Here is a 25772-nt window from a genome sequence, read left to right as displayed (position 1 = left end):
TCCAGGTGCCACCGCAGGCCAGGGCTGGTCAGCGGAGGTAGAAGATCTGCTTCTTCGCCTTCCTGCCCTTGAGATCGGCCACGTAGGTGCCGGGGCGGGCGCGGGTGTCGCCCTTGCAGCCGCGCTTGCGGTCCCAGGTGATGGTGTCGACGTACGGGATGCCGCGGCGGAGGGTCTCCTTCGGGGCTTCGCCAGAGCGGCATTCGGCGGACGACCAGATGCGGTCCGTTCCGGAGGTGATGCGGACGTCCAGCGAACCCGTGTCGAACTTGCAGGAACCCGCGCCCGTGTTGACGACGGTGACCTGGAACTCCGGCCGCTCGGAGCCCGTGTAGGTGCCGTCGGCGTCCGGCATGTGGACGACGAGGTCCTCGGCGGCGCAGGGGCCGCCGTCGCCCGCCCGGTCCGGCTCGGGCGTCGTCGTCGCGGTGACCGTGACCGTCGGCATCGCCGTGGGCGGGGGCGGCGGGCTCGCGCTCTCGGCCGCGTCCGCGCCGCGGGCCGGCTCGTCCTCCCCGGTCCCGGCGCACGTCCAGGCCAGCAGGCCGACGGTGCCGAGCACGCCGGCGAGCGCCAGGGCGCGGCGCCGCCAGTACTGGTCCACCCCAGCACCGCCCGAGTCACGCCCAGTATTCGGACACATGCGGTCAGTATGCATTCGCCGATCGGGAAAGAGGGGACGACCCGCCGCATGCCACAATGGCGGCGCGCCATGAATCTGAACTCCGTCTACACCGCCCCGATCCTCGACTGGTACGAGGCGAACGCCCGGGACCTGCCCTGGCGCGCGCCGGACGCGACCCCGTGGGGCGTCCTCGTCAGCGAGATCATGCTCCAGCAGACGCCGGTCTCCCGCGTCCTGCCCGTCTGGGACGCCTGGATGGCGCGCTGGCCCTCACCCGCCGCGCTGGCCGCCGAACCGTCTGGCGAGGCCGTCCGGGCGTGGGGGCGGCTCGGCTACCCGCGCCGGGCGCTGCGCCTGCACGAGAGCGCCCGCGCGATCACCGAGCGGCACGGCGGCGAGGTGCCCTCGTCGCACGGGGAACTGCTGGCGCTGCCCGGCATCGGCGCCTACACGGCCGCGGCCGTCGCCAGCTTCGCGTTCCGGCAGCGGCACGCGGTCCTCGACACCAACGTCCGGCGCGTCCTGGCCCGGCTGATGACCGGCGTCGAGTACCCGCCGAAGTCGCAGACCAGGGCGGAGGTGGCGCTCGCGGAGAGCCTCCTGCCGGTCGATCCCCCGACCGCCGCCCGCTGGGCCGTCGCCGTCATGGAACTGGGCGCTCTCGTCTGCACCGCCCGCACGCCCCGCTGCGTCGACTGCCCGGTGGTCGCCGAGTGCTCGTGGCAGCTGGCCGGACGTCCCGCCTATGACGGGCCGCCGCGCCGGGGCCAGACGTATGCGGGCACCGACCGGCAGTGCCGCGGCCGCATCCTCGCCGTGCTGCGGGACGCCGAGGGGCCGGTCGCGAAACCGGCCCTCGACGTCGTCTGGTCGGACGCCGTGCAACGCGAACGCGCCCTCGACGCCCTCATCGCAGACGGTCTCGTCGACCCCCTCGACGACGGCCGCTACGCCCTTCCCAGCTGACCGCGCCGCGCCCCTGGACGAGGACGGTCCTGGTTGGGCGCGACTCGACACCACGCCCGCTCACCGGCCGAATCACGGCCCTCCTGCCCGAGTCGGCCGCGGATATTGGTTGGGCGGCCGAGCCGGCGGGCCCGTAGCGTACGGGCGTGCGCGATCTGTTGACCCTGCCCAAAGCCCATCTGCACGTTCACCTGGAGAGCACCGTCCGGTGGACCACGCTCCAGGAGATCGGCGCGGCCAACGGCCTGCGGGTACCCGACCGCACGGACACGTTCGGGGACTTCGCCTCCTTCTTCGCGCAGAACGACCTCGTCCGGGCCTGCCTGCGGCGCCCCGACGACTTCCGGCGGATCGCCTACGAGTTCTGCGCGGACGAATCCGCACAAGGCGTCCAATACGCCGAGGTGTCCTTCACGGCGGCCGGGCACGGCGAACGCCTCGGCGACCTCGCCATGCCCCTCCAGGCCGTCCTGGAGGGCCTCGACGCCGGGCAGGACGCATACGGGATCGAGTGCCGCCTCATCCTCGACCACTCCCGGCGCCGGTCCGTCGAGCGCGCCTGGCGCACGCTCGACCTCGCCCGCCGCCATGACCGCGTGGTCGCCGTCGGCCTCGCGGGAGACGAGGCCCACTCCGGCGACCCGTTCACGGAGGTGTTCGCCGCCGCCCGCGACGCCGGACTGCACGTCGTCCACCACGCGGGCGAAGCGGAGGGCCCCGCCAGCATCCGGCAGGCCCTCGGCCCCGGCCGCACCGAACGCCTCGGCCACGGCATCCGCATCCTGGACGACCCCGGCCTCGTGGCCGAGGTACGCGAGCGCGGCATACCCCTCGAAGTGTGCCCGTCCTCGAACGTGGCTCTGGGCTTCGCCCCGTCCCTCGACGCCCACCCTCTCCCCCGCCTCCTCGAAGCGGGCCTGGTGGTGACTCTCAACACCGACATCCCCACCTTGATCAACACGTCCCCCACCGCCGAATACACCCGCGTCCGCGACGCTTTCGGTTACGACGACGCCACTCTCGCCGCGTTGGCCCGCAACGCCGTGACGGCCTCCTTCGCTCCCGCCACCACCAAAGCCGGCCTCCGCAAAGCGATCGATGCCTGGCTCGATGGGTCACGTCATTCGATGTCGATGATGGGCGGCGGGTAGGCCGACGCTTGCCTGCCGGACGCGGGAAGCGTCCAGGGGCGGTGGACGCGCGAGCCCTCGATGCCGGCGAGTTCGGCCACGTATCGGCGGACGTAGTCGCCGCCGGGGTCGAAACGGGACGCCTGCCGGAGCGGATTCATGACCTGGCCGGGCCGGGTGTTGTTGCCGGTCCCGGCAACCCACTGCCAGTTCCCCGCGTTGTCGGCGATGTCGCCGTCGATGAGGAGGTCGTTGAAGTGGCGCAGGCCGTGCCGCCAGTCGATGCCGAGGTCGCGGGTCAGGAACGACGCGGTGATGAGGCGGGCGCGATTGTGCATGAAGCCCTCGCGACGCAGTTGCCGCATGCCCGCGTCGACGATCGGGACGCCCGTCACGCCGTCCCGCCAGGCCGCGAGGGCGTCCTCGTCGTCGTTCCACCGATGCCCGCGCGGCCGGTAGTCCTCCACGGCGAGCGCGGGGAACGCGGCGGCGACCTGGTGGTGGAAGTCCCGCCATGCCAGCTGGCGCCGGAAGCCGTCCGGTCCCGCCTTCGCCAGTTCCAGCGGGGAGACGCACCCGAACTTCAGGTACGGGCTGAGCCGGGAGGTGCGGTCGGCGGCGAGGTCGTCGTGGGCCCTGTCGTAGTCGGCGGCTGCCTCGCGCAACCATGTCGTCATGCGCCGGCGTCCCTCCCGTTCGCCGCCGGGAACCGGGTCGGGGGACGCTGAGCCGGAGGTGAGGTCGGCGAGCTCCGGGAGCGAGCCGGGTTCCACACCGGACGGCAGTCGGATCGCCTTGGGCGCGCTCGCGATCGGACGCCATCGCGCCGCGTCCCAGGCCCGCCAGTACGGCGTGAACACGCGGTAGTGATCGCCGCTCGCCGGGGTGAGTGCTCCGGGCGGGACGACCGTGACGCCGGGGTGCGCCGACACCTCGATTCCGAGATCGCGCAGCCTGCCGAGGCGCCGTGTCCCGTACGCCGATCGCTCGTCGGTGATGAACAGCGACCTCGCACCGGTCTGCCCGGCCAGCCGGCCGGCCTCCGCGACGGGATCCCCCCGGCGCACCACCAGATCGCCGCCCAGATCGCGCAGCGACGCGCGGAGATCGGCAAGGCTTTCCAGCAGGAACCGGACGCGATTGGGCGCGGCGAACGGCCCATTCAAGATCGCGTCATCGAAGACGAAGGCGGGCACGACATGCTCGGCCCGGCACGCCGCCGCCAGCGCCGGATTGTCGCGGACCCGCAGGTCGCGAGTGAACAGGACGATCGAGGTGCTCATCAACCATGTCTTCGGAGCGACACCCGCGTCCGGTTGCACCGGAGGAGAACGGCCCCTCGGCCCCGCTTGGACGGCATGCGCGTATCGAAGCGCCGCGAAATGCAACCGGGGCGAGCGGTTCCAGCGAAGTCCAGGTGAATCGTACGCTCGGGTACGCGATCGACGGGAGGGACATGGGCGGGCCACCGGACCGGGAGGCCGGGCTGAGCGTGGGCGCGGTGGCGCAACGTCTCGGCGTGGCCGCCTCCACCCTGCGCACCTGGGACCGCAGGTACGGCATCGGCCCCACCCGCCGCAGCACGGGCGCGCACCGGCGCTACACCCCGGCCGACATCGCGCGCCTGGAGGTCATGCATCGGCTCCTCCTCTCCGGCGCTCCGCCGGGTGAGGCGGCGCGGGTCGCGCTGGACGCGCCGCCCGGCGGACCGCCCCTTCCGCGCGGGCACGGCGCGGGCGGCAACCGCGTCCCGGTCGGCGCGGCGACGCGCGGACCGGAGGGCGCCGAGGTCAGAGGGCTGGCCCGCGCCGCGATGGCGCTGGACGGCCCCGCGATGGGCGACGCCGTGCGGACCGCGCTCGGCCGGGACGGGGTCGTCCGAGCATGGAACGAGCTGTTCGTCCCGGTCCTGGAGGGAATCGGCCGCAGGTACGCGGCGAGCGGCGACTGCGTGGACGTCGAGCACCTGCTGTCCGCCGTCCTGCTCGGTCGGCTGGCCGAGGTGCCGCCGCCCGTCCGGCCGCGCAACGCCCGACCCGTGCTGCTCGCCTGCGCGCCGGAGGAGCAGCACAGCCTGCCGGTGCACGCGCTGGCCGCCGCCCTCGCCGAAGCCGGCATCGCGGCGACCCTCCTGGGCGCGCGGGTGCCCGAACCGGCCCTGGCCGCCGCCATCCGGCGCACCGGGCCGAACGCGGTCTTCGTCTGGTCCCAGACCGCCGAGACCGGCGCCCCCGCCCGGCTCGGCGCGCTCCCGGCGTCCCGGCCGCCGTACCGCCTGGTCGTCGGAGGTCCGGGCTGGGCGCGCGACCGGCTGCCCGCCTCGGTCACCCCGGTGGCGAGCCTGGACGAAGCCGTCGCCGAGTTGACCTCGATGTACGGACGTCCCTGACCTCTGGCCGCGATCCGGGCCCCTGCCGCATCCGTTCTGCGCCTCCCCTGTTGCCCGCACGACGGCTTTAACTATGAACAAGTTTTGAAGCGTTTTCTCTGGGGGACGGGTGTGTACATGACCCTTGGAGACCGGATCGCGCAAGGCGACGAGACGGCGCTGACCGAGTGCTACGCGACGCTCGGTCCCCTCGTCCGTCACCACGTGGCGAGACTGGTACCCGGCCACGCGGTCGACGACGTCGTCCAGATCGTCTTCCTGGAGCTCTGGCGGGCGCGCCGGCGCTTCGACCCGTCACGCGGCCTCACTCCGTGGGTCCTGTCCATCGCCCGCAGGCGTGCCATCGACCGGTTGCGCTCCGAAGCACGCCACTACCGGCGGGCCGCCCCCCTTGAGGAGGCCGGCCCGATCCCCGACGCGGCTCTCGCCGTGGACGCCGCCTGCGACGTCCGCGAGGCCCTCGCGGTCCTGCCCCTCGCGCAGCGGCAGGCGATCGTGCTGGCCCACTTCGAGCAGCTGACCCAGCGGGAGATCGCCGATCGGCTGAACGTCCCGCTCGGCACCGTGAAGGCGCGCACCAGCCGGGGGCTGCGCCGGATGAGGGAGCTGCTGTGACCCCGCCCATGCCGCCGCCCGGCCCCGCTCCGCCCACCGGCCATCCGCGTCCCAGGCTCGCCGTGTCGAGCTGCCTGCTCGGCGCGCCCGTCCGGCACAACGGCGGCCACAGCCGCGACCGGTTCCTCACCGGCCTCCTCGCACACCACGTCGACTGGGTTCCCATCTGCCCGGAGATGGAGATCGGACTCGGCGCGCCCCGCCCCACCCTGCGCCTGCGCACCGACGGACGGATCGTCACCAAGGACGGGACCGCCGACCACACCCACGCCATGACCGCACTGGCGAACGACCGCATCCCCGCCATCGACGGCGTCGACGGCTACGTGTTCAAGTCCCGGTCGCCCAGCTGCGCGCTGCTGAACCTGCCGCGCTACGCGTCCGGGCTTCCCGGTGAACGCACCGACGGGCAGCCGGTGGACCGCCGCGGCTGCGGCCTCTTCGCCGCCATCGTCACCGGCGCCCTCCCGGACCTCCCCGCCGAAGAGGACGGACGGCTCAACGACCCCGTCCTCCGCGAGCACTTCGTCGAACGCGTCTTCGCCCACGCCCGGGTCCGCGAGTTCTTCGCCGGCGACTGGCGGCCCCGCGACCTCATCGCCTTCCACAGCCGCCACAAACTGCAGGTCCTCGCGCACGAGCCGTCCGCCTACCGGGAACTCGGCCGAATCGTCGCCCAGGCGGGCGCCCGTGACCCCGAGGAACTCGAAGCCGACTACCGCCGCACGTTCGGACGGGCTCTGGCCACCCGTCCGAAACGCGGCCGCGACACCAACGCGCTGCTGCACGTCCTCGGCCCTCTGAGCGAGCACCTCAACCCGGCTCGGCGCCGCGACATCGTGGCCGCCATCGAGTCCTACAGGTGCGGGGAAGCGCCGCTCAGCGTCCCGGTCGCCCTGCTGCGCCACCACGCCGAAGGCGAGCACCTCGACTACCTCGCGCAGCAGACCTACCTGGAGCCGTTCCCGCCCGACCTGCTCCTCCGGCATCACCTTTGATGAGCGCAGGACACCTGCCACCGGGTGTCCTGCGCCGTCGCGGCCGCTTTGACGAGGCGGGAGGCCTTACGTTGGAGTGGAGGGGCAGCGCACCCGGCCGAGGAGGAGAGGCTCATGAGCGGGACCGCGCCCGAAGTGTGGATCTCGGCTGCTGACGGTGACCTGATCCGTGCCGATGCGATCGTGATCCTGCGTCTGGACAAGACCGGCCGGTTGACCGTCCAGTTGCGCGACGAGGCGAAGGTCAGCGTGACCCTGCTGGAGGGATCGTCGGGTGGCGGTCACCCGCCCGCCGACTTCCACCGCCGGCTGATCCGGATGATCTCCGAGGTCACGGACTCCGGGAGTGCGCAGCTGATCAGCGCACGGTATGCGGACGGCGGATGGCGGTGGATCAGCGAGCCCCTGTAGGCGAACCAGGGCATCGCCGGACCAGGCAGGTTCTGGACGTCATGCCCGGCGGCGCCCGGCGGTCATGCCGCAGGTTCGGCTTCCACACCCGGAATCGTCCGGTCCATGAGCACACGGTCCAGCCCGGTGGTGTGGAGGAGATCGGCGAGCTGCCGGTTGGGGGCGTTCAGACGAACGGTGACGCCGAGCGCGGCGGCGCGGTCCCGGGCGCCGACCAGGACGGCGAGTCCAGCCCTGTCGCAGAACGACACCTCACCGAGGTCGAGTATCAGCAGCCGGCCGCTGTGCCGCAGCACGCCGATCAGGTGCTCGCGCAGCGCCGGCGCAGCGGCGGTGTCCAAGCTGCCGCGTAGCGCGACGATGGTGTGGCCGGGGCGCCGGCGGGCAGGCATCGACACCTCGGCGGGAGTCTGATCCGCGCCATCACCATCGGGCGCGGCGGTCGGGAAGGCGGTCATGCTGATCTCCGATCACGGGATGTCGCAGTACCGGCCGGGCGGCGGCCAGGGGCAGGTGGAAGTGCGGGCTCAGGGACGTGCGGGGATGTCACAGGACGCCAGGATCTCCTCCGGCGACACGCCGGTCACGGCCACCGTTTCGGCCAGGGCCGCCTCCGCCGACGACCGGGTCGTCTCAGGCGGTATGACCAGAAGCAGGATCGGCTTCGCACGGCCGCAGGAGATCGCGACCATGTGGTCGAGGTGGGGCAGCCACCCCACCCTGAGCTCCCGCCCCAGGACGGTGATGCGGAGCGGGACGTCACCCCAGTCATCGAAGTCGATGGTCAGGCGGGTGGGCATGCCCACCTGATCGACCAGGGCGTTCACGAGTTCGGTGAGTTCGGAGGCCGCGTCACGCGACCGGGGCCACCAGCCGCCGTCCATGACGCCGGGCCCGGCGTCGTTCGGCATCAGCCGCAACCGCGAGCCCGACGACGGCGGGGGCAGGGTCGACACGGTCGCGTTCGAAGCTTCCGCGAGTTGAGTGTTGCGGGCCATCTCGAAGGCCCCATTCTCGGTCCTGTCAAGGAACCGGGTCGTACATCGCCGAGGACGGCGCTGACATGGCGGCCTGCGCACGAAATGCCTTCGGTACCACCACACTACGCCAACGGAAGCGCCATACCCGGAAGGTCTCCCGCAGGACACGGTGGCGCGATCGGCCTGCCTGTCCACGTCAGGGGTGAAGCGTGGTCGGCGGACGAAGAGAACAGGCGATGTGATCTACGAAACTCTGTAGTGATCGAGGTAGATTTTCGGCGTGGGGACGGGTAGTGTTCCTGTCATCGAAGAGAGACGAGTCCATGAGAAGCGGCAGAGGACGAACTGCCGGAAGGTATGGATGAAAGTGGCCGGGCGTGCCGGGGCCAACGCAGTGCAAGGGGCTCCGGCAGCCGGCAGGCGTCGCTCCCGGCAGGTCGCCGGGAGCGACGGAACACAGGAAAACGCAGTACCCAGGGAAACAAGCAGTACAGGTAGTGATGTCGAGGAAAGGAGGGTTCGACGCCATCAGGATCGCCCGCAGCAGGCTCCAGTCACGCCGCGCGGGTACCGCAGTTCCACAGATTGGACGGTGGTCTACGGTCACGCATCTGCGATCCCCGCGCGTCCGCCCTTGTCTGGGCGGTCGAAGCGGAAGGCCGGCCCGTCAGGGCCGGTAGGTGGTGTTGTTCCTCTGGGCCCCGGCGCCGCAGTCTGGCGCCGGGGCCCCTGTCGTCGTCGCCGCCGAGGACAGTACGGAAGGTTTTGTGAAAGGACCCCACCCGGCCAAGGCCGATGAACAGGCAGACCAGCACCGCGCGCGAGCGGCCGCGCAGGATGACCATGACGGGCTCGAGGACAAGTTCGACGACGAGGATTACCCGGCCTACAGCATGGGCCGCGCCGCGGAGATGCTGGGTGTCACCCCGGCGTTCCTGCGCAGCCTGGGCGCCGCCCGGCTGATCGTCCCGCAGCGTTCGCCCGGCGGGCACCGCCGCTACTCCCGCTACCAGCTGCGCCTGGCACAACGCGCCCGCGACCTGGTCGACCAGGGAACCGCGCTGGAGGCGGCATGCCGCATCATCATCCTGGAAGACCAACTCGCCGAAGCCCAGCGCATCAACACCCTGCTCCAGCAGAACCGCGCCGCGCAGCAGCCGCCCCAGGACCAGGGATAAGCGGGCCACAGGCCCTCATCAGTGATGTGTTCAGGCGTGACGGCGCCGATTCCCCGACACGACCTCACCGGGAGCCGTCACCGAAGGAGAGCCTCATCGTGACGCCCCTTACGGGCCCGCCCCCTGCCCTCTCGTCGCGCTCTCCTCTACGATCTTGACCGAGCGCTCACCGGGCCGTGACCGCCGACGACCTGCCCGGTGAGCGTTTGCGCGCCGCCCGCCTGCACCCCGGGCATGCCAAAGGGCCCGTGGCCGGACGGATCCGGTCACGGGCCCTTGGCGCAGGACGTCAGTCCTTGTTGAAGTTGACCGCGCCCTCGATGGGCGGCGGGCTGTCGGGAACCGTGGACGGCTTCGGCACGCCCTTGAACGTGAACTTGGCGTTCTCCGCCGAGTCCTTGTTCTCGGGGTCGAAGCCCTCGGTGCCGACGATCACGATCTGGCCGGGCTTCAGCTCGTTGTACAGGATCTTCTCGGACAGGTTGTCCTCGATCTCCCGCTGGATCGTGCGGCGCAGCGGCCGGGCGCCGAGAACCGGGTCGTAGCCGCGGAGCGCGAGCAGGTCCTTGGCCTCCTGCCGCAGCTCGATGCCCATGTCGCGGTCGCGGAGCCGCTCGTCCACCTTGGCGATCATCAGATCGACGATCTGGATGATCTCCTTCGGGGTGAGCTGGTGGAAGACCACCGTGTCGTCGACGCGGTTGAGGAACTCGGGACGGAAGTGCTGCTTGAGCTCCTCCGACACCTTCGCCTTCATCCGCTCGTACGAGCCCTGCTCGTCGTTCTGCCGGGCGAAGCCCATCGAGACGCCCTTGGAGATGTCCTTGGACCCCAGGTTCGTCGTCATGATGATGACGGTGTTCTTGAAGTCCACGACGCGGCCCTGCGCGTCGGTGAGGCGGCCGTCCTCCAGGATCTGCAGCAACGAGTTGAAGATGTCCTGGTGGGCCTTCTCGATCTCGTCGAACAGGACGACCGAGAACGGCTTGCGGCGGACCTTCTCCGTCAGCTGGCCGCCCTCCTCGTACCCGACGTAGCCGGGCGGGGAGCCGAACAGCCGCGAGACGGTGTGCTTCTCCATGAACTCGGACATGTCGAGCTGGATCAGCGCGTCCTCATCGCCGAACAGGAACTCCGCGAGCGTCTTGGACAGCTCGGTCTTACCGACACCGGACGGGCCGGCGAAGATGAACGAGCCGCCGGGACGCTTCGGGTCCTTCAGGCCGGCGCGGGTACGCCGGATCGACTGCGAGAGCGCCCTGATGGCGTCCTCCTGGCCGATGACGCGCTTGTGGAGCTCGTCCTCCATGCGCAGCAGGCGGGTCGACTCCTCCTCGGTCAGCTTGAAGACCGGGATGCCGGTGGCGGTGGCGAGGACCTCGGCGATCAACTCGTCGGTGACCTCGGCGACGACGTCCATGTCGCCGGCCTTCCACTCCTTCTCCCGCTGCGCCTTCTGGCCGAGCAGCTGCTTCTCCGAGTCGCGCAGCGCCGCGGCCTTCTCGAAGTCCTGCGCGTCGATCGCGGACTCCTTGTCGCGCCGGACGTCGGCGATCTTCTCGTCGTACTCGCGCAGGTCCGGCGGCGCGGTCATCCGGCGGATGCGCATCCGCGAGCCGGCCTCGTCGATCAGGTCGATCGCCTTGTCGGGCAGGAACCGGTCGCTGATGTAGCGGTCGGCGAGCTGCGCGGCCGCGACCAGCGCGCTGTCGGTGATCGACACGCGGTGGTGCGCCTCGTAGCGGTCCCGCAGGCCCTTGAGGATCTCGATCGTGTGCGACAGGGACGGCTCGGCGACCTGGATCGGCTGGAAGCGGCGCTCGAGCGCGGCGTCCTTCTCCAGGTGCTTGCGGTACTCGTCCAGCGTGGTGGCGCCGATGGTCTGCAGCTCGCCCCGCGCCAGCATCGGCTTGAGGATGGACGCGGCGTCGATCGCGCCTTCGGCGGCACCCGCGCCGACGAGCGTGTGCAACTCGTCGATGAACAGGATGATGTCGCCGCGGGTGCGGATCTCCTTGAGGACCTTCTTCAGGCGCTCTTCGAAGTCACCGCGGTACCGGGAGCCGGCGACCAGCGCGCCGAGGTCGAGCGTGTAGAGCTGCTTGTCCTTGAGCGTCTCGGGCACCTCGCCCTTGACGATCTTCTGCGCGAGACCCTCGACGACGGCCGTTTTACCGACGCCGGGCTCGCCCACGAGGACGGGGTTGTTCTTGGTACGGCGGGACAGCACCTGCATGACCCGCTCGATCTCCTTGTCCCGGCCGATGACCGGGTCGAGCTTGCCCTCCCGCGCGGCCTGCGTCAGGTTGCGGCCGAACTGGTCGAGCACAAGGGAGGTGGAGGGAGCCGACTCCGAGGGGCCGCCGGAGGCGGCCGGCTCCTTGCCCTGGTAGCCGTGCAGCAACTGGATGACCTGCTGGCGGACCCGGTTCAGGTCGGCGCCGAGCTTCACCAGCACCTGGGCGGCGACGCCCTCGCCCTCGCGGATCAGCCCGAGCAGGATGTGCTCGGTACCGATGTAGTTGTGGCCGAGCTGCAGCGCCTCACGCAGCGACAGCTCAAGGACCTTCTTGGCACGCGGAGTGAACGGGATGTGGCCCGACGGCGCCTGCTGACCCTGGCCGATGATCTCCTCGACCTGCTGGCGCACCGCCTCAAGACTGATCCCGAGGCTCTCCAGAGCCTTGGCAGCGACACCTTCGCCCTCGTGGATCAGGCCGAGGAGGATGTGCTCGGTGCCGATGTAGTTGTGGTTGAGCATCCTGGCCTCCTCCTGAGCCAGGACGACAACGCGCCGCGCGCGGTCGGTGAACCTCTCGAACATCTCGTCGCTCCTCACAGAGCGGTTGGGCAGAGTCCGGAACGTCCGGAACTGTCCTTCCGCATGCTAGCCCGCCCCGAGGAGGCCGCCCGGTGCACTCCCACCAGAAGACGTTCCCCAGCTAAGCGCTGTTCAGTCTCATCCAACTACCGCATCGGTGCGTCATGTTCCCGCTACGCCTCAAGCGAACGGGGGCTTTCCGCAGGTCGGCGGGGCGCGGGAGGAGAGTGCCTTTTGGGCCGGAGTTCCGCCCGCCCGGCGTCTCTACCTCGCCTCGGCCGAGGCGAACCCCATTGCCGCTACGCCACAAGCGAACGGACATTCCAGTCTTTGGCGCGGTTCCCCGGTGGGTCATGTCCGGCGCCGGCCCGGACGGCGTGCCCGGGAGAGGGCGTTCTCCGGACGTCCCGTTTCCCCGGAGACGGCGTACTCCCGTGAGGACGGCCTTCCGTGCGGGCGGCGTTCTCCGGCGGAACGGGGAAGGCTACGGGTGGAACGGCGAAGGCTACGGGTGGAACGGCGAACGGCCCGTCTCGTTAAGGGAGACGGGCCGCCGGTGGAGGAGCGGCTCAGTTGGCCGCTTCGTACTGCTCGATCACGTGGGCCGGGATGCGTCCGCGCTCATTGACCTTGATGCCATTGTTCTTGGCCCAGGCGCGGATCTCGGCACTGCGTTCGCGGCTGGACGCGCCACGCTGCCGACGGCGGCGCGACACCGCGCCCGCCTTGCGGGACTTCTCCACGAACGGCTGCAGCGATTCCCGCAGCTTCGTTGCGTTGGTGCCACTCAGGTCGATCTCGTAGGAGGCGCCGTCGATCGAGAACGCTACGGTCTCGTCCGCCTCGCCACCGTCGAGGTCGTCGACGAGAAGCACCTGAACCTTCTGTGCCATGGGGACAGACCTTTCAGCTGGAGCAAACTTCAATCGGTTGACAAAGATATACCGAGAACTCCGCGGATGACAATTCCAGCACTCGCGTTCAACCGGGAGTCGGGACGAAGTCACCATCCCGCCGGTGACCCGGCGTAATCGACCTCATCGTTTCCGGGGACATCCGAGGGACGCGCGAGACCCGGCGGCGGCCCGGCGGCGGTGAATTTCCGGGCCGCGCGGGCGCGGCCGGGCTTTCGCGTGACGGGTGTCACGGCGGACCCGCCCTGACCTGGGCGGGCGCTCACGCATTGAGCTCGGGTTTGCGGTTGCCCCGGCTTTCGGCGCGGCAGCCGGTCCGGGCGGGAACTTTCCCGCCCGGACCTTAACAGGCGATGCACTCCGGCACCGCGGCCACGATTAACCCCTGACGTAACGGCGCTAACCGGCCGCCGGCGGGGAATCCGGGAGAGACCTGAGGGCACGGCAGGGCGGGAACCTGCCGGGACGCGGCACGACGCCCGAGCACGTTTGGGCGCGCGTATGCCCCGGGGACGCCGGGGAACGGAAAGCGGAGATCATCGCGCTGACCGGGACATGTGAACAGATAACGGAGTAGGAGGCAGGGCCGAAAATCTGTTCCGCGGACACCCGGCCACGAAGTCGCGTTCCACCATCCCACTGAAGCCCGCCGCCCGCGCTTCGGCGGCTGAATCAGGAGATTGAGGCACAATCCGACCGGCTGGTCTCCACTTCTTCAACATCCCGTCCACGTTCGCCCGCGCGAACGTGGTCCTCTCACAGCGGCTTCGCGCATGGGGGCGGGAAAGTCCGTTCCGGGTGAGACCGCGTCCCATCCAGAGTAAGTCCACCACAGCTATGAAGCGACACCTTGAAGCAGCCCCTTGAAGCGGCACGAGGCGGAACACAGGGCGGCGCACAGGCGGCACGGCAACGGCGGAGGAAGCAACTTTCAATCCGGAGGCAGCGTCCGGGACGAGACACATCCCTGCCGATTCAGGGCCGTAACCGGAACGAGCTGGGATTAGCCCCCGAACGGGGGCGTCCGAAACAGACCCGGCCCTCTCCCGCAAAGGCGTGCAGAGGGCCGGGGCCCCTCGTCCCGCGACGGTCGGATCGCGGGACGAGGGGCGGGGATCAGTCTGTCGGGAGCGCCGCCCGAACGCGCTCAGAGGGCCACAGAGGGCCGGAGAATCAGGAGCGGGGGCGTTTTACCACGAGCGTCCCGGCGAGCCTGTCATGGACGGCCTGGCGGCGCGTCCCCTCGAACATGAGCCCGGCGTTCGCGACCCAGAAGACGCTCGCCAGCAGACCGAGGACGGGAATCGGGCGCGCCGCGATCGGCAGCGAATAGACCGCCGCACGCAGAACGGACTGGAGAACGCCGGGACGCGCACCGGCGACAGGACGGCCAGGCTCGGCCTCCTTCGGAACGGCCTCCTCGGGCACGGCCACGGGCACAAATCCGGGCACGGACACAGGCAAGACCCCGGCACCGCCCATGGCCGGGCTGTCCGCCGCTTCTGTCGCCGCCCCGCCGGACTGTCCTTCCGGCTGGGCGGCGACGACCTCTATGCCCGCGAAGCGCTTGCCGAGGGTTCGGCCCCAGAGGGCGAGCTGGACCGCCTCGTACAGCAGCATGCACCCGGCCACGGCGGGCGGGGCGACAAGGTCCACCATGTGCCCGGACACCAGTTCGCGGACAACGACGATTACGGGCACACCGACGATGAGCGTGTCGGCCACGCGCGCGAGCAGGCGCTGACCCGGTTCTGCGAGGGAAGCCGCCATCGCGGCCTTACTCCGCGTACTCGGTGTACTCGTCGTATCCGGCACGCTCGTCGATGACGAGCGTGCCGGCGAAGCGGTCGTGCAGAGCCTGATGGAGGGGCTGGTCCCAGATGGCCCACAGGTAGGCCATCAGACCGCCCACCCAGACGAGCGCCATCCCATACGCGGCGTACTCCCACACCATCACCGCTAGGACGAGGAAGAAGAAGACACCGATCTGGTAGCCCACGTGGACGATCCCAGCACGCCAGGCAGCCTGCGTCGCGGTCATCGGCTGACCCGCAGGACGCGCCTGCACGATGCCCAGGCCCATGATGCGCTTGCCCAGCGTCCGCCCCCACATGGACAGCTGGACGGCCTCGTAGAGGAACGGCAGCACCGACATGACACAGAACAGGGTGAAGATGATGGGCCAGTTCCAGATGCCGCCCGAGTCCTCGTCATTGGGGCCCGTATCGCCGAGGCCGAACGCGGCGACCGTCACCGGAAGGATGAGCGCAAAGCCGAAGACCGCGACGAGCCCATTGTCGATGACCCGCGCTACTGCGCGCCGGTGGATCGGGGCCAACTCCATCTCATCGCTGTGGGAGTGACCGTAGGAGCCGCCGTACTGGTCGTAGGACGACTCATAGGTCGCCTCGTGGGTCTGCCCCCAGTCCTGCTGAGGCTGCTGCCACTGCTGCTGCCATTGCTGGTGCGACGGCTGCCGCTGGGGTTGCTGCCACTGGGAACCTTGGTACGGGGGTGGCGGGCCGTGGGAACCCTGGCCCTGCGGCGGTTGGTAGCGCCGCCCGCGGTTGGGGGAATCGCTCATTTGGGTCAGTCCTCCAGGCGAAGCAACATCCGGGTGTTGCCCAACGTATTCGGCTTGACCCGGTCGAGGTCCAAGAACTCTGCCACGCCTTCGTCGTAAGAGCGGAGAAGCTCCTCGTACACCTCTGGCGCCACCGGAGTCCCGAGGATCGGCTGGAAGCCGTGGCGGGCGAAGAAGTCCACCTCGAAGGTAAGGCAGAACACCCTCCGCACGCCGAGTTCCCGCGCGGTCTCCAGGAGGCGGGCGACGATGCGATGCCCGATGCCGCGCCCGCCGTACCCCTCGTCCACGGCGACGGAACGGACCTCGGCGAGGTCCTCCCACATCACGTGCAGGGCTCCGCAGCCGATGACGGTGCCCGGCGTCCCGTGCTGGACTTCCTCGGCGACCCAGAACTCCTGGACGTCCTCGTACAGCTTCACCGTGGACTTCTTCAGCAGGCGTCGCCCCGCCGCCGCGTACAGATCGACCAGCCTGCGGATCTCCTGAACGTCGGCGGTGCGGGCACGACGGATAACGACTTCCACAAACAGGCGAGATTACCGAACGCCGGGGCGGGCTCGGCCCCCCAGTTCGCCCCGCCCCACGACCTGCGACTTCGCGGGTTCTGGTTGGCATCCATTGCTGGTTCCGTTAGTGTCCATCGCTGATGTCGGCCACCCGTAGAACGGAGGCCGAACCGCCGAGTCCACGGGCCGTAACCAGCGTCCTGCGGAGCCGGGGACCCACTTTCGGAACGTTCGGGGGAATCGCCCCCCGGGCCGAAACCGTGAGGGGTGAATCCGCAGCGTCGCGGGCCGACCCGCAGACGCTCGCGGAGGGGCTGCTCCGGCCCCAACCCGTCAGCTAACCCGGTAGGCGGACAAGGAGAGGAGAATTCGTGGAGCCATCGCGGCCTGCTTCCCCTTCACGATTTCGCGGCCGCGCGGTCACCGTGGCCGGCGCGCTCGTCGCCCTCACGGCGGCGCCGCACGCGATCACACCGCACACCATCGCCGTCGCGCACGCCGACCCGGAGCCGTCCACCAAGGAGCTCCGCTCCCAGGCGTTCAAGCTCGCCGATCAGCTGGAGCAGCTCACCGAGCAGTACAACGGCCTGAAGGTGAAGCTCGCGCAGTCCAAGCGCGCCGCCAAGGTCGCCACCGAGAACGCCGAGCGGCAGGAGAAGGCGCTCCAGGCGATCCGGCAGAAGGTCGGCACCCTCGCCGCGACCAGCTACATGCAGGGCGGCTCCGACCCCGCGGTCTCGTTCGTCGCCTCCCAGGACCCGCAGGCCGTCCTCGACCAGGCCGCGACCCTCAACTACTTCGCCAAGCAGGACAGCACCAAGGTCCTCGGGCTCATGCAGGCCATGCAGGCCGCCCAGCGCGCCCGCAAGTCCGCCGAGGGGCGCGCCCAGCAGGTCAAGCAACTGCGGACCCAGCTCGACTCGCAGCGCAAGAAGGTCACCGACACCTACGAGAAGGTCCGCAACACGATCGTCAAGAGGGACCCTTCCCAACTCGCCAAACTCCCCGTCATCGGCACCGGCAAGGCCGCGCAGGCACTGCGCTACGCCATGGGCAAGATCGGACGCCCCTATGTCTGGGGCGCCGCCGGGCCGAGCGCGTTCGACTGCTCCGGCCTCACGATGTGGGCCTACGCGCAGGTCGGCATCAACCTCCCGCACTACACCGGCAGCCAGTGGAACGCGGGCACGCACGTGTCGCGCAGCGAACTCCAGCCGGGCGACCTCGTGTTCTTCTACGCCGACCTCCACCACATGGGGATCTACGTCGGCGACGGCAAGATGCTGCACGCCCCGCACACCGGCGACGTCGTGAAGATCGCCCCCATGGGCGGACGCCCCTTCGCCGGCGGCGTCCGGGTCGCCTGACCGATCGCGAAGCTCGCCGAGACCTCGAGCGGAGCCCGAGCCCGGCTCCGTCCTGCTCGCGCGCTGCCTGCCGGTGTATGCGTGACCGGCGTGTGCACGGCTCGCGCGGCCAGGGCAGCGCACATGATCGAGCGATCCATCGGCGTGGTCCTCGAACGCCGTCCGCGGCGACGCCTTCTGCAGGGACCTACCTGTCAGAGCGTCGACGCCGCCGCTGCGGGGTCGGACGGAATTCGAATGAGCTCGCCGCCTGGATCTCTTGGTGACGCTCGCCCGTCCCCTGGCGAGCGTCGGGGGGTGAAGCCGGCTAGATGAGCTGCCTCCGGGCCGCCCACACCACGGCCTCGATAGGGGTGTTGACCTCCAGCCGGTCGCAGATCGTCCGCAGCCGGCGCCGCAAGGTCCGTGCGCTCAACTCCAGCTTGCGTGCCGCCACATCGGCGGTGACACCGCTCGCGATCTGGGCGAGCAGCCGGATCTCCTCCTCGCTCAGCCCGAAATCGTCGGTGCCACGACGTGCGAGTGTGGCTGTTTCCACTCCGTCCTCCCTCGTCCGTGGTGATGACCGCGGGGATGCAGCCGTCCGCTGCACAGGCACGGGTTGGGCCTCGATCTGTACGCGCGTTGGGTTGCCGGGTCCGGAGCCTTCCGGACTTAGATCATCGGGTTCCTTTTCTGTCTCGCGTGCTTGGCCGGAGGTGGCCGCCTGGCCGATTGCGGGGTCGTTCGGGGGAACTCCGGGTGACGATGCACTCGTTGGTCGTCCGAGGGAGCCGGGATGAGATCGCCAGCCATCCGCACCCGTCCCCTCTCGTTGGACTCGCCAGGTCGCACTGCGGACCAAGATCGTGAATCGTTTCAAGCTACGCTTCGGCTCGGAACGCTAGGCGGCCGGATCCGGCCCGTCAAGCGCTGTCCAAATGCGGTGTGCGACCGTTTGACGACGGTACGTGGTCACACCGTCGGCGCCATGCCGCGTAAAACTCCACTACCTGGGAGAACACTCCTGGGGCGGGACGAGGAGCGAGTTGCCACAGACCAGTATCCGTGAGGTTGCGAGGCGTGCTGGGGTCTCAGTTGGGACCGTTTCGAATGTCCTAAACCGGCCAGACCTCGTGGCCGAAGCTACCCGTGACCGGGTTCGCGCGGCGATCGAGGAGCTCGGATTCGTGCGGAACGAGACCGCGCGCCGGCTCCGCCGGGGCCCCGAGCGCACCGCGGGCGAGTTCGGCGATCAGCCGCGCCGGGCCTTCGGCATCGTCGCCGAGGACCTCACCAATCCGTACGCCTCCGATGTCGCGCGCGGCGCCGAGGCGGCCTTCAACGCGGCGGGCCACGACGCGCTCTGGCTCTCCAGCGACCAGTCGTCCGCCAAGGAGCGCCGTTCGCTCGAACTCCTGGAGGAGCAGCGCGCCGCCGGTGTCCTGATCATCCCGGTCGGCGGGGATCCGGGTGGCCTGTCCCGGCTGCGCGCCGCCGGCATGAGCGTGGTGCTGATCGACCGTGACTCGTCCGAGGCGTGCTCGGCTCGGGTCGACCACGTCGCGGGCGGGGAGATCGCCGCCGCCCACCTGCTCGGCATCGGCCGCGAGCGGATCGTCTTCGTGACCGGCGTCCCGGAACCGCAGCCGTGCGTGGACCGCCGCGACGGCGCGGCCCGGACGATCGTCGAGGCGGGTCTCAGCAAGCCGCGCACGCTGGTCCAGGACGCACTGAGCCCCACCGAGGGCCAGGCCGCCGCCCACGAGGTCATGGCCCTCTCGCCGCGGCCCGACGGAGTGTTCTGCGCCAACGACCTGCTGGCCATCGGCCTGATCAACGAGCTGACCCGGCTCGGCGTCCGCGTGCCGGACGACATCGCCGTCATCGGCTACGACGACATCGAACTGGCCGCGAGCGCGGCCGTCCCGCTGACCACGATCCGGCAGCCGCGCCGCGAGCTGGGCTGGGAGGGCGCCGAACTGGCGCTGGCCGAAATGGCCGAGGGCAGCTCCCACCAGCACCGCCAGGTCGTCCAGCACCCCGAACTGGTCATCCGCGAAAGCGCCTGACGCCGGCCGGGACCGGCGGCGGACGGCTCTGTTGACATTTCGTCTTATTTTCGGATGACTGGTCTCATGGAGGACAGGAGCGGGCAGGTCGTGGAGGCCGGGGCCGCAGCGGTCCTCGGGTTCGATCCGGGTGATCCGGCCTTCCGGGCCGACCCTTACGCGCACTACCGCCGCCTTGCGTCCGGTGAAAGACGCCTACATCAGACGGACGTCGGCCTCCGCGTGACCACGTCCTACGGCCTCTGCGAGCAGGTGCTGCGCGATCCCCGGTTCGGGCACCGTCCCGAAGGTGGCGGGCTGTGGCGCGAGTCGCCGGCCCGGAACCCGTCCTTCCTGACCATGGACCCGCCCGACCACACCCGGCTTCGCCGCCTGGTGAGCAAGGCGTTCACCCCGAGGCTCGTCGAGCGGCTGCGGCCCCGGGTGGAGGCGCTGGTCGACGAGCTGCTGGACGGGGTGTCCGGCGAGGTCGATCTGATCGCGACGCTGGCGTATCCGCTCCCCGTCATCCTGATCAGCGAGATGCTCGGCGTCCCCTCGCGAGACCGCGACCTGTTCAAGGGCTGGTCCGACAGCCTCGCGCGCGGTCTCGACCCCGACTTCCTCCTGCCGGAGGCCGAGATCGCACAGCGGGAAAGGGCTCGTGAGGAGTTCGCTGCGTACTTCCGTGGACTGGCCGCAGAGCGTCGCGCCCTGCCCCGGGAAGACCTTCTGAGCGCCCTCGTGAGCGTCTCCGACGGCGGTGACGCCCTTTCGGAGGAGGAACTCCTCGCAACGTGCGTCCTGCTGCTCGTGGCGGGCCATGAGACGACCGTGAACCTCATCGGGAACGGCGCGCTGGCGCTACTCCGCAATCCTGCGCAGTTGGAGCTTTTCCGGAGGCGCCCTGGGAATGTCCAAGCGGCCGTGGAGGAACTCCTCCGTTACGACCCGCCCGTCCAGCTCACCCTTAGGGCCGCCTTGGAGGACGTCGACCTGGACGGGACGCTCATCGAACGCGGAAGGCTCGTCCTACTGCTGACCGGTGCCGCCAACCGTGACCCGGCCGTTTTCGACGACCCCGACCGGCTCGACCTCACGCGCTACTCCGAAGGGCATGACACGCCACGACACCTGTCGTTCGGGCACGGCATCCACTTCTGCCTGGGCGCGCCGCTGGCCCGGCTGGAGGGCCAGGTCGCGCTCAAGAAGCTCTTCGAACGCGACGTGGCCCTCGCCGACGACACCGGCCTCGTCTACCGGGACAACCTCGTCCTGCGCGGCCTGCGTGACCTTCCGGTCACTATTCGGGCTTGACCAGCGGGAACAGGATCGTCTCCCGGATGCCCTTGCCGGTGAACGCCATGATCATCCGGTCGATGCCGGCGCCCATCCCGCCCGTGGGCGGCATCGCGTACTCCAGGGCGCGCAGGAAGTCCTCGTCCAGTTGCATGGCCTCCGGGTCGCCGCCCGCCGCGAGCAGCGACTGCTCCGTCAGCCGGCGGCGCTGCTCGACGGGGTCGACCAGCTCGGAGTAGGCGGTGCCGAGTTCCGTCCCGAAGCCGATGAGGTCCCACTTCTCGGTGAGGAGGGGCTCCTCGCGGTGCTGTCGGGTCAGCGGGGACGTCTCGACCGGGTAGTCCATGACGAACGTCGGCTGGACGAGGGTGTGCTCGATCAGCTCCTCGAAGATGTCCTGGACGAGCCTGCCCTGCCCCCACTTCGGGTCCCACGAGAGGTCGCGGGCGTCGGCGAGCTTACGGACGTCCTCGATCGGCGTGTGGGGCGTGACCTCCTCGCCGAGCGCCTCCGACACCGACCCGTACAGCGTGATGCGCGGCCACTGGGCCAACCCGAGGTCGATCTCCACCCCGTCATGGACGACCACCGTGGTGCCCAGTGCGGCCACAACCGCCTTCTGGTACATCCGCTGGGTCAGGTCGGCCATGTCGTTGTAGTCGAGGTACGTGCCGTACGCCTCCAGCATCGTGAACTCGGGGTTGTGCGTGGAGTCGGCGCCCTCGTTCCGGAAGTTCCGGTTGATCTCGAAGACCTTCTCGATGCCGCCGACGACGAGCCGCTTCAGGTACAGCTCGATCGCGATGCGCAGGTAGAGGTCCATGCCATAGGCGTTGATGTGCGTCTTGAACGGACGCGCCGCCGCCCCGCCATGGATGGGCTGCAGCATGGGGGTCTCGACTTCGAGATAGCCCTCCTCATGCCAGAAGTCCCTCACCGCGCGCACGGTCGCGCTACGGATCCGCGCCATCTTCCGCGCTTCGTCATTGACGATGAGGTCGACGTACCGGTGCCGGACCCGCGCCTCCGGGTCGGTCAGGCCGGCGTGCTTCTCCGGCAGGGGCCGCAGGCACTTGGACGTGATGGCGAACCGGTCGGCCATGATGGACAGCTCACCGCGACGGGACGTGATGACCTCGCCCTCCACGCCGATGTGGTCGCCGAGGTCGACCTCGCGCTTCCAGAAGTCGAGCTGCTCCTCCCCCACCTTGGCCAGGGACAGCATGACCTGGAGGTCGCCGCCGCCGTCCCGGATGGTGGCGAAGCACAGCTTGCCGGTGTTGCGGACCAGCATGACGCGACCGGTGACGCCGACCTTCTCGCCCGTCTCGGTGCCCGGCTCCAGGGCCGGGTGTTTCTCCCGGATCTCGGCGATCGTCGCCGTGCGCGGGAAGGTCACCGGGTAGGGGTCGATTCCGCTTTCGCGGAGCCGGTCGAGCTTCTCCCGGCGCACGCGCATCTGCTCCGGGAGCTCGTCGAAGGTCTCGTCACTCACGTCCCAAGGCTATCCAGCCCGCCGGACGCGCCGCGAACGGCTTCCGCCGCTAGGGGGTGTTGCGCTCGTAGATGAGCCGGAGGCCGATGAGCGTCAGCCACGGCTCGAACACGTCGATGCTGCGGGACTCCTCCAGGACGAGCGGGGCGAGGCCGCCGGTGGCGATGACCTTGACCTCCTCCGGGTCTGCGGCGAGCTCGTCGGACATGCGCTCGACGATGCCGTCCACCTGCCCGGCGAAGCCGAAGATGATCCCGGACTGCAGCGCCTCGACGGTGTTCTTCGCGATCACGTTGCGCGGCCGGACCAGCTCGATCTTGTGGAGCTGCGCACCGCGGGACGAGAGCGCGTCGATCGAGATCTCGATGCCGGGGGCGATCGCACCGCCCACGTACTCGCCCTTGGCGGACACTGCGTCGAACGTGGTCGCGGTGCCGAAGTCGACCACGATCGCGGGCCCGCCATGGGTGTGGACGGCGGCGAGCGCGTTCACGATGCGGTCGGCGCCGACCTCCTTGGGGTTGTCCATGCGGACCGGGACGCCGGTCTTGACGCCCGGCTCCACGATCACCGCGGACACGTCGCCGTAGTAGCGGCGGCACATCTCCCGCATCTCGTGCAGGACGGACGGGACCGTGGAGCACAGAGCGATTCCGCTGATGTCGGTCTCCGCCAGCAGCGGGCTCTGCTGCACGAGGCCCTGCAAGACCACCGCGATCTCGTCGGCGGTCCGCCGAGGATCGGTGTTGATCCTCCAGTGCTCGATCACCTCGTCGCCCTCGAACAGGCCGAGGACGGTCTGGGTGTTACCGACGTCGATGGTGAGCAGCATCAGGTCCCCGCTGGTCAGGAAAAGTCAAGGCCGATGTCGAACACGTGCGCCGAATGCGTCAGCGCGCCGACGGCAAGGTAGTCCACCCCGGTCACGGCGACGTCTCGGGCCCGGTCCAGGGTAAGCCCACCACTGGCCTCAAGCTCCGCCCGCCCCGCCACAAGGCGTACCGCCTCGGCCATCTCGGCGTCGCTCATGTTATCGAGGAGGATGCTCGTCGCGCCCACCGCGAGGGCCTCCTCCACTTGCGCAAGGGTGTCGCACTCCACCTGGACGTGCAGGGACGGGTACACGGCGCGGATCGCCTCGTAAGCCTCGGTGACGCTTCCGGCCGCCGCGATGTGGTTGTCCTTGATGAGAGCTGCGTCGTGCAGGCCCATCCTGTGGTTGACCCCGCCGCCGCAGTGGACGGCGTATTTCTGCAGGGCGCGCAGCCCGGGAAGGGTCTTGCGGGTGTCACGGATCCTTGCCTTCGTGCCGTCCACGGCGTCCGCCCACCGCCGCGTCGCCGTCGCGATCCCGGACAGGTGGGTGAGCAGGTTCAGGGCCGTCCGCTCGGCCCTCAGCACGGCCCTGGTCTGCCCGCTGACCGAGATGAGGACCTGGCCCGGGGCGACGCGGTCGCCGTCCTCGACCTTCGCCTCATAGGCGACGTCCAGCATGTCGAACACGAGGCAGGCGACCGGGATGCCGGCGACGACACCCTCGTCCCGCGCCCGGAGGTCCCCTGCCGCGGTGTCCTCCGGCGCGAAGATCGGCATGCTGGTGACGTCGACCTCCCCGTCCTCCGACAGCGCCGTCTGGACGAGGTTTTCCACAGTTCGCGGATCCAGCCCGGCGGCGCTCAGGCGCTGCGAGAGTTCCGGTGTCATGAGCGCTTTCCTTCCAGAGGTTCCGGTGTCATGAGCGCTTTCCTTCCAGAGGTTCGTAAGTGGTCACCAGGACGTCACCTGCCAGCCGCGTCACCAGGTGGCCGCGCCACGCGCCGTCCGCCCGCTCGGGGAAGTCCTCCCGCCAGTGGCTCCCGCGCGTCTCCTGCCGCCGCCGCGCCGCCGCCACGATCGCGGACGCGACGGTGTGCAGGTTGGCGACCTCCCAAGCCTCCACCCCCGGCTCCGCGTCCCCGCCACCGAGCCCCGCCAACCGGCGCGCCGCACGCTCCAGCCCGTCCGCCCCTCGCAGCACCCCCGCGCAGGAGGACATGATCCGCTGAATCTCCCCTCGCGCCCCCGCTCCAAGCAACCCCACCGGCATTCCGCTCGCTGGCCCGTCGCCCTCCGGTGGGTTGGCCGGGGGCGGTTCGTGAGTTGCCGGAAGGGTTCGGGAGAGGTCCTCGTGAAGGGCCGCGGCGATGCGAGTGGCGAAGACGAGGCCCTCCAGAAGGGAGTTCGATGCCAGACGGTTCGCGCCGTGGACGCCGGTGCAGGCGACCTCGCCGCAGGCGTAGAGGCCGGGGACGGAGGTGCGGCCGTGCAGGTCCGTGCGGACGCCGCCGCTGGCGTAGTGCGCCGCCGGGACGACCGGGATGGGCTCGGTCACCGGGTCGATGCCGTGGTGCCTGCACGCGGCCAGAATGGTCGGGAAGCGGTTCTCCCACATCGCGGCGCCGAAGTGGCGGCCGTCCAGGAGCATGCAGGACGCGCCGGTCTCGCGCATCCGGTTCGTGATCCCCCTGGTGACCACGTCGCGCGGGGCGAGTTCGGCGAGTTCGTGCCGTCCGACCATGAACCGTTCCCCGGCGTGGTCGACCAGGTGGGCGCCCTCGCCCCGGACGGCCTCGGAGATCAGCGGCTGCTGCCCGGTCGCGCCGTCGCCGAGCCACAGCACGGTCGGGTGGAACTGGACGAACTCCAGATCGGTGACCTCGGCCCCGGCGCGCAGCGCGAGCGCGACGCCGTCGCCGGTCGAGACCTCCGGGTTCGTCGTGGCGGAGAACACCTGGCCGAGCCCGCCGGTCGCGAGCACGACGGCGCGGGCGCGGACGGCGCCGACGCCGCCCGGCTGCCCCTCGCCCATGACGTGGAGGGTGATCCCGGCGGCGCGTCCGGCGGCGTCCTTCAGCAGGTCGAGGACGAGCGCGTGCTCGATGACCTCGACGCCGGAGTCCTTCAGCTCGGCGCGGAGGGCGCGGCTGATCTCGGCGCCGGTCGCGTCCCCGCCCGCGTGCGCGATGCGGCGCCGGTGGTGGCCGCCCTCGCGGGTCAGCGCGATGCCGCCGTCCTCGGCACTGTCGAACGTGGCGCCCAGCTCGATGAGCCCGCGGACGGCGTCCGGCCCTTCGGTGACGAGCGCCCGGACGGCGTCCTCGTCGCACAGCCCGACCCCCGCGACGAGGGTGTCGGCGAGGTGCTCCTCGGGGGTGTCGTCCGGGGCGAGCGCGGCGGCGATCCCGCCCTGGGCCCAGCGGGTCGACCCGGCGTCCAGGAGGGCCTTGGTGACGAGCAGCACCCGCCCGTGCGGGCGGCAGCGCAGCGCGGCGACCAGTCCGGCGATGCCGGAGCCGATGACGACGACGTCGGCCTCGACCGTCCAGCCGGGCGCGGGGGCGGGGAGAACGGAAGGGATCACGAGCCCTCCTCCGGGATCGGTTTTCGTCATTATGACCCTAACCCCCGGGAGCCCGAACGCC

The 25772-nt window shown here is 70.3% G+C and carries 22 protein-coding genes, 1 pseudogene and 1 riboswitch; of the genes and pseudogenes, 10 read left to right on the top strand and 13 right to left on the bottom strand.

Annotated features, from left to right (window positions below):
- Positions 1-28 precede the first annotated feature (28 nt).
- Positions 29-604: a hypothetical protein gene (locus SM418_RS23785; RefSeq protein ID WP_371943357.1), complete on the bottom strand. Its 576-nt coding sequence runs from the start codon at positions 602-604 to the stop codon at positions 29-31.
- A gap of 108 nt (positions 605-712) precedes the next feature.
- On the opposite strand from SM418_RS23785, the gene SM418_RS23780 reads away from it, so the two are divergent.
- Both SM418_RS23780 and add read left to right on the top strand, forming a co-directional pair.
- Complete coding sequence (locus SM418_RS23780) at positions 713-1591, top strand: HhH-GPD family protein (RefSeq protein ID WP_371943356.1); 879 nt, start codon at positions 713-715, stop codon at positions 1589-1591.
- A gap of 146 nt (positions 1592-1737) precedes the next feature.
- Entirely contained in the window at positions 1738-2742 is a 1005-nt protein-coding gene (gene add / locus SM418_RS23775; protein WP_371943355.1) for an adenosine deaminase, read from the top strand.
- Here add and SM418_RS23770 read toward each other — a convergent pair.
- A complete protein-coding gene (locus SM418_RS23770; RefSeq protein ID WP_371943354.1) occupies positions 2712-4004 on the bottom strand; it encodes a cryptochrome/photolyase family protein in 1293 nt (430 codons plus the stop codon). The two genes, add and SM418_RS23770, sit on opposite strands and share 31 nt — an antisense overlap.
- Before the next feature lie 134 nt (positions 4005-4138).
- Between SM418_RS23770 and SM418_RS23765 the strand changes: the two genes are divergently transcribed.
- The 4 genes from SM418_RS23765 (at position 4139) to SM418_RS23750 (ending at position 7134) form a co-directional block, all read left to right on the top strand.
- A complete protein-coding gene (locus SM418_RS23765) occupies positions 4139-5110 on the top strand; it encodes a MerR family transcriptional regulator (protein WP_371943353.1) in 972 nt (323 codons plus the stop codon).
- Positions 5111-5227: 117 nt separating this feature from the next.
- Positions 5228-5725 carry an RNA polymerase sigma factor gene (locus tag SM418_RS23760; RefSeq protein ID WP_371943352.1) on the top strand — a complete coding sequence of 166 codons (498 nt, stop codon included), beginning with the start codon at positions 5228-5230 and terminating at the stop codon, positions 5723-5725.
- Positions 5726-5733: 8 nt separating this feature from the next.
- Positions 5734-6723 carry a YbgA family protein gene (locus tag SM418_RS23755; RefSeq protein ID WP_371943472.1) on the top strand — a complete coding sequence of 330 codons (990 nt, stop codon included), beginning with the start codon at positions 5734-5736 and terminating at the stop codon, positions 6721-6723.
- 114 nt (positions 6724-6837) lie between these two features.
- The gene (locus SM418_RS23750; protein WP_371943351.1) at positions 6838-7134 is read left to right on the top strand and encodes a hypothetical protein; all 297 of its coding nucleotides are present in this window, start codon (positions 6838-6840) and stop codon (positions 7132-7134) included.
- Positions 7135-7196: 62 nt separating this feature from the next.
- Here SM418_RS23750 and SM418_RS23745 read toward each other — a convergent pair whose 3' ends face one another.
- Positions 7197-7592 (bottom strand): STAS domain-containing protein, encoded by a 396-nt coding sequence (locus tag SM418_RS23745; protein WP_371943350.1) that lies wholly within the window; start codon positions 7590-7592, stop codon positions 7197-7199.
- 69 nt (positions 7593-7661) lie between these two features.
- Entirely contained in the window at positions 7662-8090 is a 429-nt protein-coding gene (locus SM418_RS23740; protein WP_371943349.1) for a DUF5994 family protein, read from the bottom strand.
- A gap of 917 nt (positions 8091-9007) precedes the next feature.
- On the opposite strand from SM418_RS23740, the gene SM418_RS23735 reads away from it, so the two are divergent.
- The gene (locus SM418_RS23735) at positions 9008-9292 is read left to right on the top strand and encodes a MerR family transcriptional regulator (protein ID WP_371943471.1); all 285 of its coding nucleotides are present in this window, start codon (positions 9008-9010) and stop codon (positions 9290-9292) included.
- Between the two features lie 289 nt (positions 9293-9581).
- Here the strand turns inward: SM418_RS23735 and SM418_RS23730 are convergent, their stop codons facing one another.
- The 5 genes from SM418_RS23730 to SM418_RS23710 all read right to left on the bottom strand — a co-directional run bounded on the left by SM418_RS23730 (position 9582) and on the right by SM418_RS23710 (position 16138).
- Entirely contained in the window at positions 9582-12116 is a 2535-nt protein-coding gene (locus SM418_RS23730; protein ID WP_371943348.1) for an ATP-dependent Clp protease ATP-binding subunit, read from the bottom strand.
- 566 nt (positions 12117-12682) lie between these two features.
- Complete coding sequence (locus SM418_RS23725; RefSeq protein WP_371943347.1) at positions 12683-13006, bottom strand: histone-like nucleoid-structuring protein Lsr2; 324 nt, start codon at positions 13004-13006, stop codon at positions 12683-12685.
- Between the two features lie 1194 nt (positions 13007-14200).
- The gene (locus tag SM418_RS23720; RefSeq protein ID WP_371943346.1) at positions 14201-14797 is read right to left on the bottom strand and encodes an RDD family protein; all 597 of its coding nucleotides are present in this window, start codon (positions 14795-14797) and stop codon (positions 14201-14203) included.
- 7 nt (positions 14798-14804) lie between these two features.
- Positions 14805-15611, bottom strand: a complete 807-nt coding sequence (locus SM418_RS23715) for an RDD family protein (protein WP_371943345.1) — start codon at positions 15609-15611, stop codon at positions 14805-14807.
- 5 nt (positions 15612-15616) lie between these two features.
- Positions 15617-16138, bottom strand: coding sequence for an amino-acid N-acetyltransferase (locus tag SM418_RS23710; RefSeq protein WP_371943344.1), 522 nt, complete (start codon positions 16136-16138; stop codon positions 15617-15619).
- 143 nt (positions 16139-16281) lie between these two features.
- A riboswitch (cyclic di-AMP (ydaO/yuaA leader) is annotated at positions 16282-16488 on the top strand.
- Between the two features lie 3 nt (positions 16489-16491).
- Between SM418_RS23710 and SM418_RS23705 the strand changes: the two genes are divergently transcribed.
- Positions 16492-17487 (top strand): NlpC/P60 family protein, encoded by a 996-nt coding sequence (locus tag SM418_RS23705; RefSeq protein ID WP_371943343.1) that lies wholly within the window; start codon positions 16492-16494, stop codon positions 17485-17487.
- Positions 17488-17794: 307 nt separating this feature from the next.
- Here the strand turns inward: SM418_RS23705 and SM418_RS23700 are convergent, their stop codons facing one another.
- Positions 17795-18025: a transcriptional regulator gene (locus tag SM418_RS23700; RefSeq protein ID WP_021591725.1), complete on the bottom strand. Its 231-nt coding sequence runs from the start codon at positions 18023-18025 to the stop codon at positions 17795-17797.
- Positions 18026-18437: 412 nt separating this feature from the next.
- On the opposite strand from SM418_RS23700, the gene SM418_RS23695 reads away from it, so the two are divergent.
- Positions 18438-19538: a LacI family DNA-binding transcriptional regulator gene (locus SM418_RS23695; protein WP_371943341.1), complete on the top strand. Its 1101-nt coding sequence runs from the start codon at positions 18438-18440 to the stop codon at positions 19536-19538.
- Between the two features lie 54 nt (positions 19539-19592).
- The gene (locus SM418_RS23690; protein WP_371943340.1) at positions 19593-20834 is read left to right on the top strand and encodes a cytochrome P450; all 1242 of its coding nucleotides are present in this window, start codon (positions 19593-19595) and stop codon (positions 20832-20834) included.
- Here SM418_RS23690 and lysX read toward each other — a convergent pair.
- The 3 genes and pseudogenes from lysX to SM418_RS23675 form a co-directional block, all read right to left on the bottom strand.
- Complete coding sequence (gene lysX / locus SM418_RS23685; RefSeq protein ID WP_371943470.1) at positions 20821-22275, bottom strand: bifunctional lysylphosphatidylglycerol synthetase/lysine--tRNA ligase LysX; 1455 nt, start codon at positions 22273-22275, stop codon at positions 20821-20823. The two genes, SM418_RS23690 and lysX, sit on opposite strands and share 14 nt — an antisense overlap.
- Positions 22276-22360: 85 nt before the next feature.
- The gene (locus SM418_RS23680) at positions 22361-23143 is read right to left on the bottom strand and encodes a type III pantothenate kinase (protein ID WP_371943339.1); all 783 of its coding nucleotides are present in this window, start codon (positions 23141-23143) and stop codon (positions 22361-22363) included.
- Positions 23144-23157: 14 nt separating this feature from the next.
- Positions 23158-25741: pseudogene (locus SM418_RS23675) on the bottom strand (L-aspartate oxidase).
- Positions 25742-25772 lie beyond the last annotated feature (31 nt).

Origin of the sequence: Actinomadura chokoriensis, from assembly GCF_041463665.1 — a bacterium.
GTDB lineage: Bacteria > Actinomycetota > Actinomycetes > Streptosporangiales > Streptosporangiaceae > Spirillospora > Spirillospora chokoriensis_A.
This window is presented reverse-complemented; position numbering and strand designations above follow the sequence as displayed.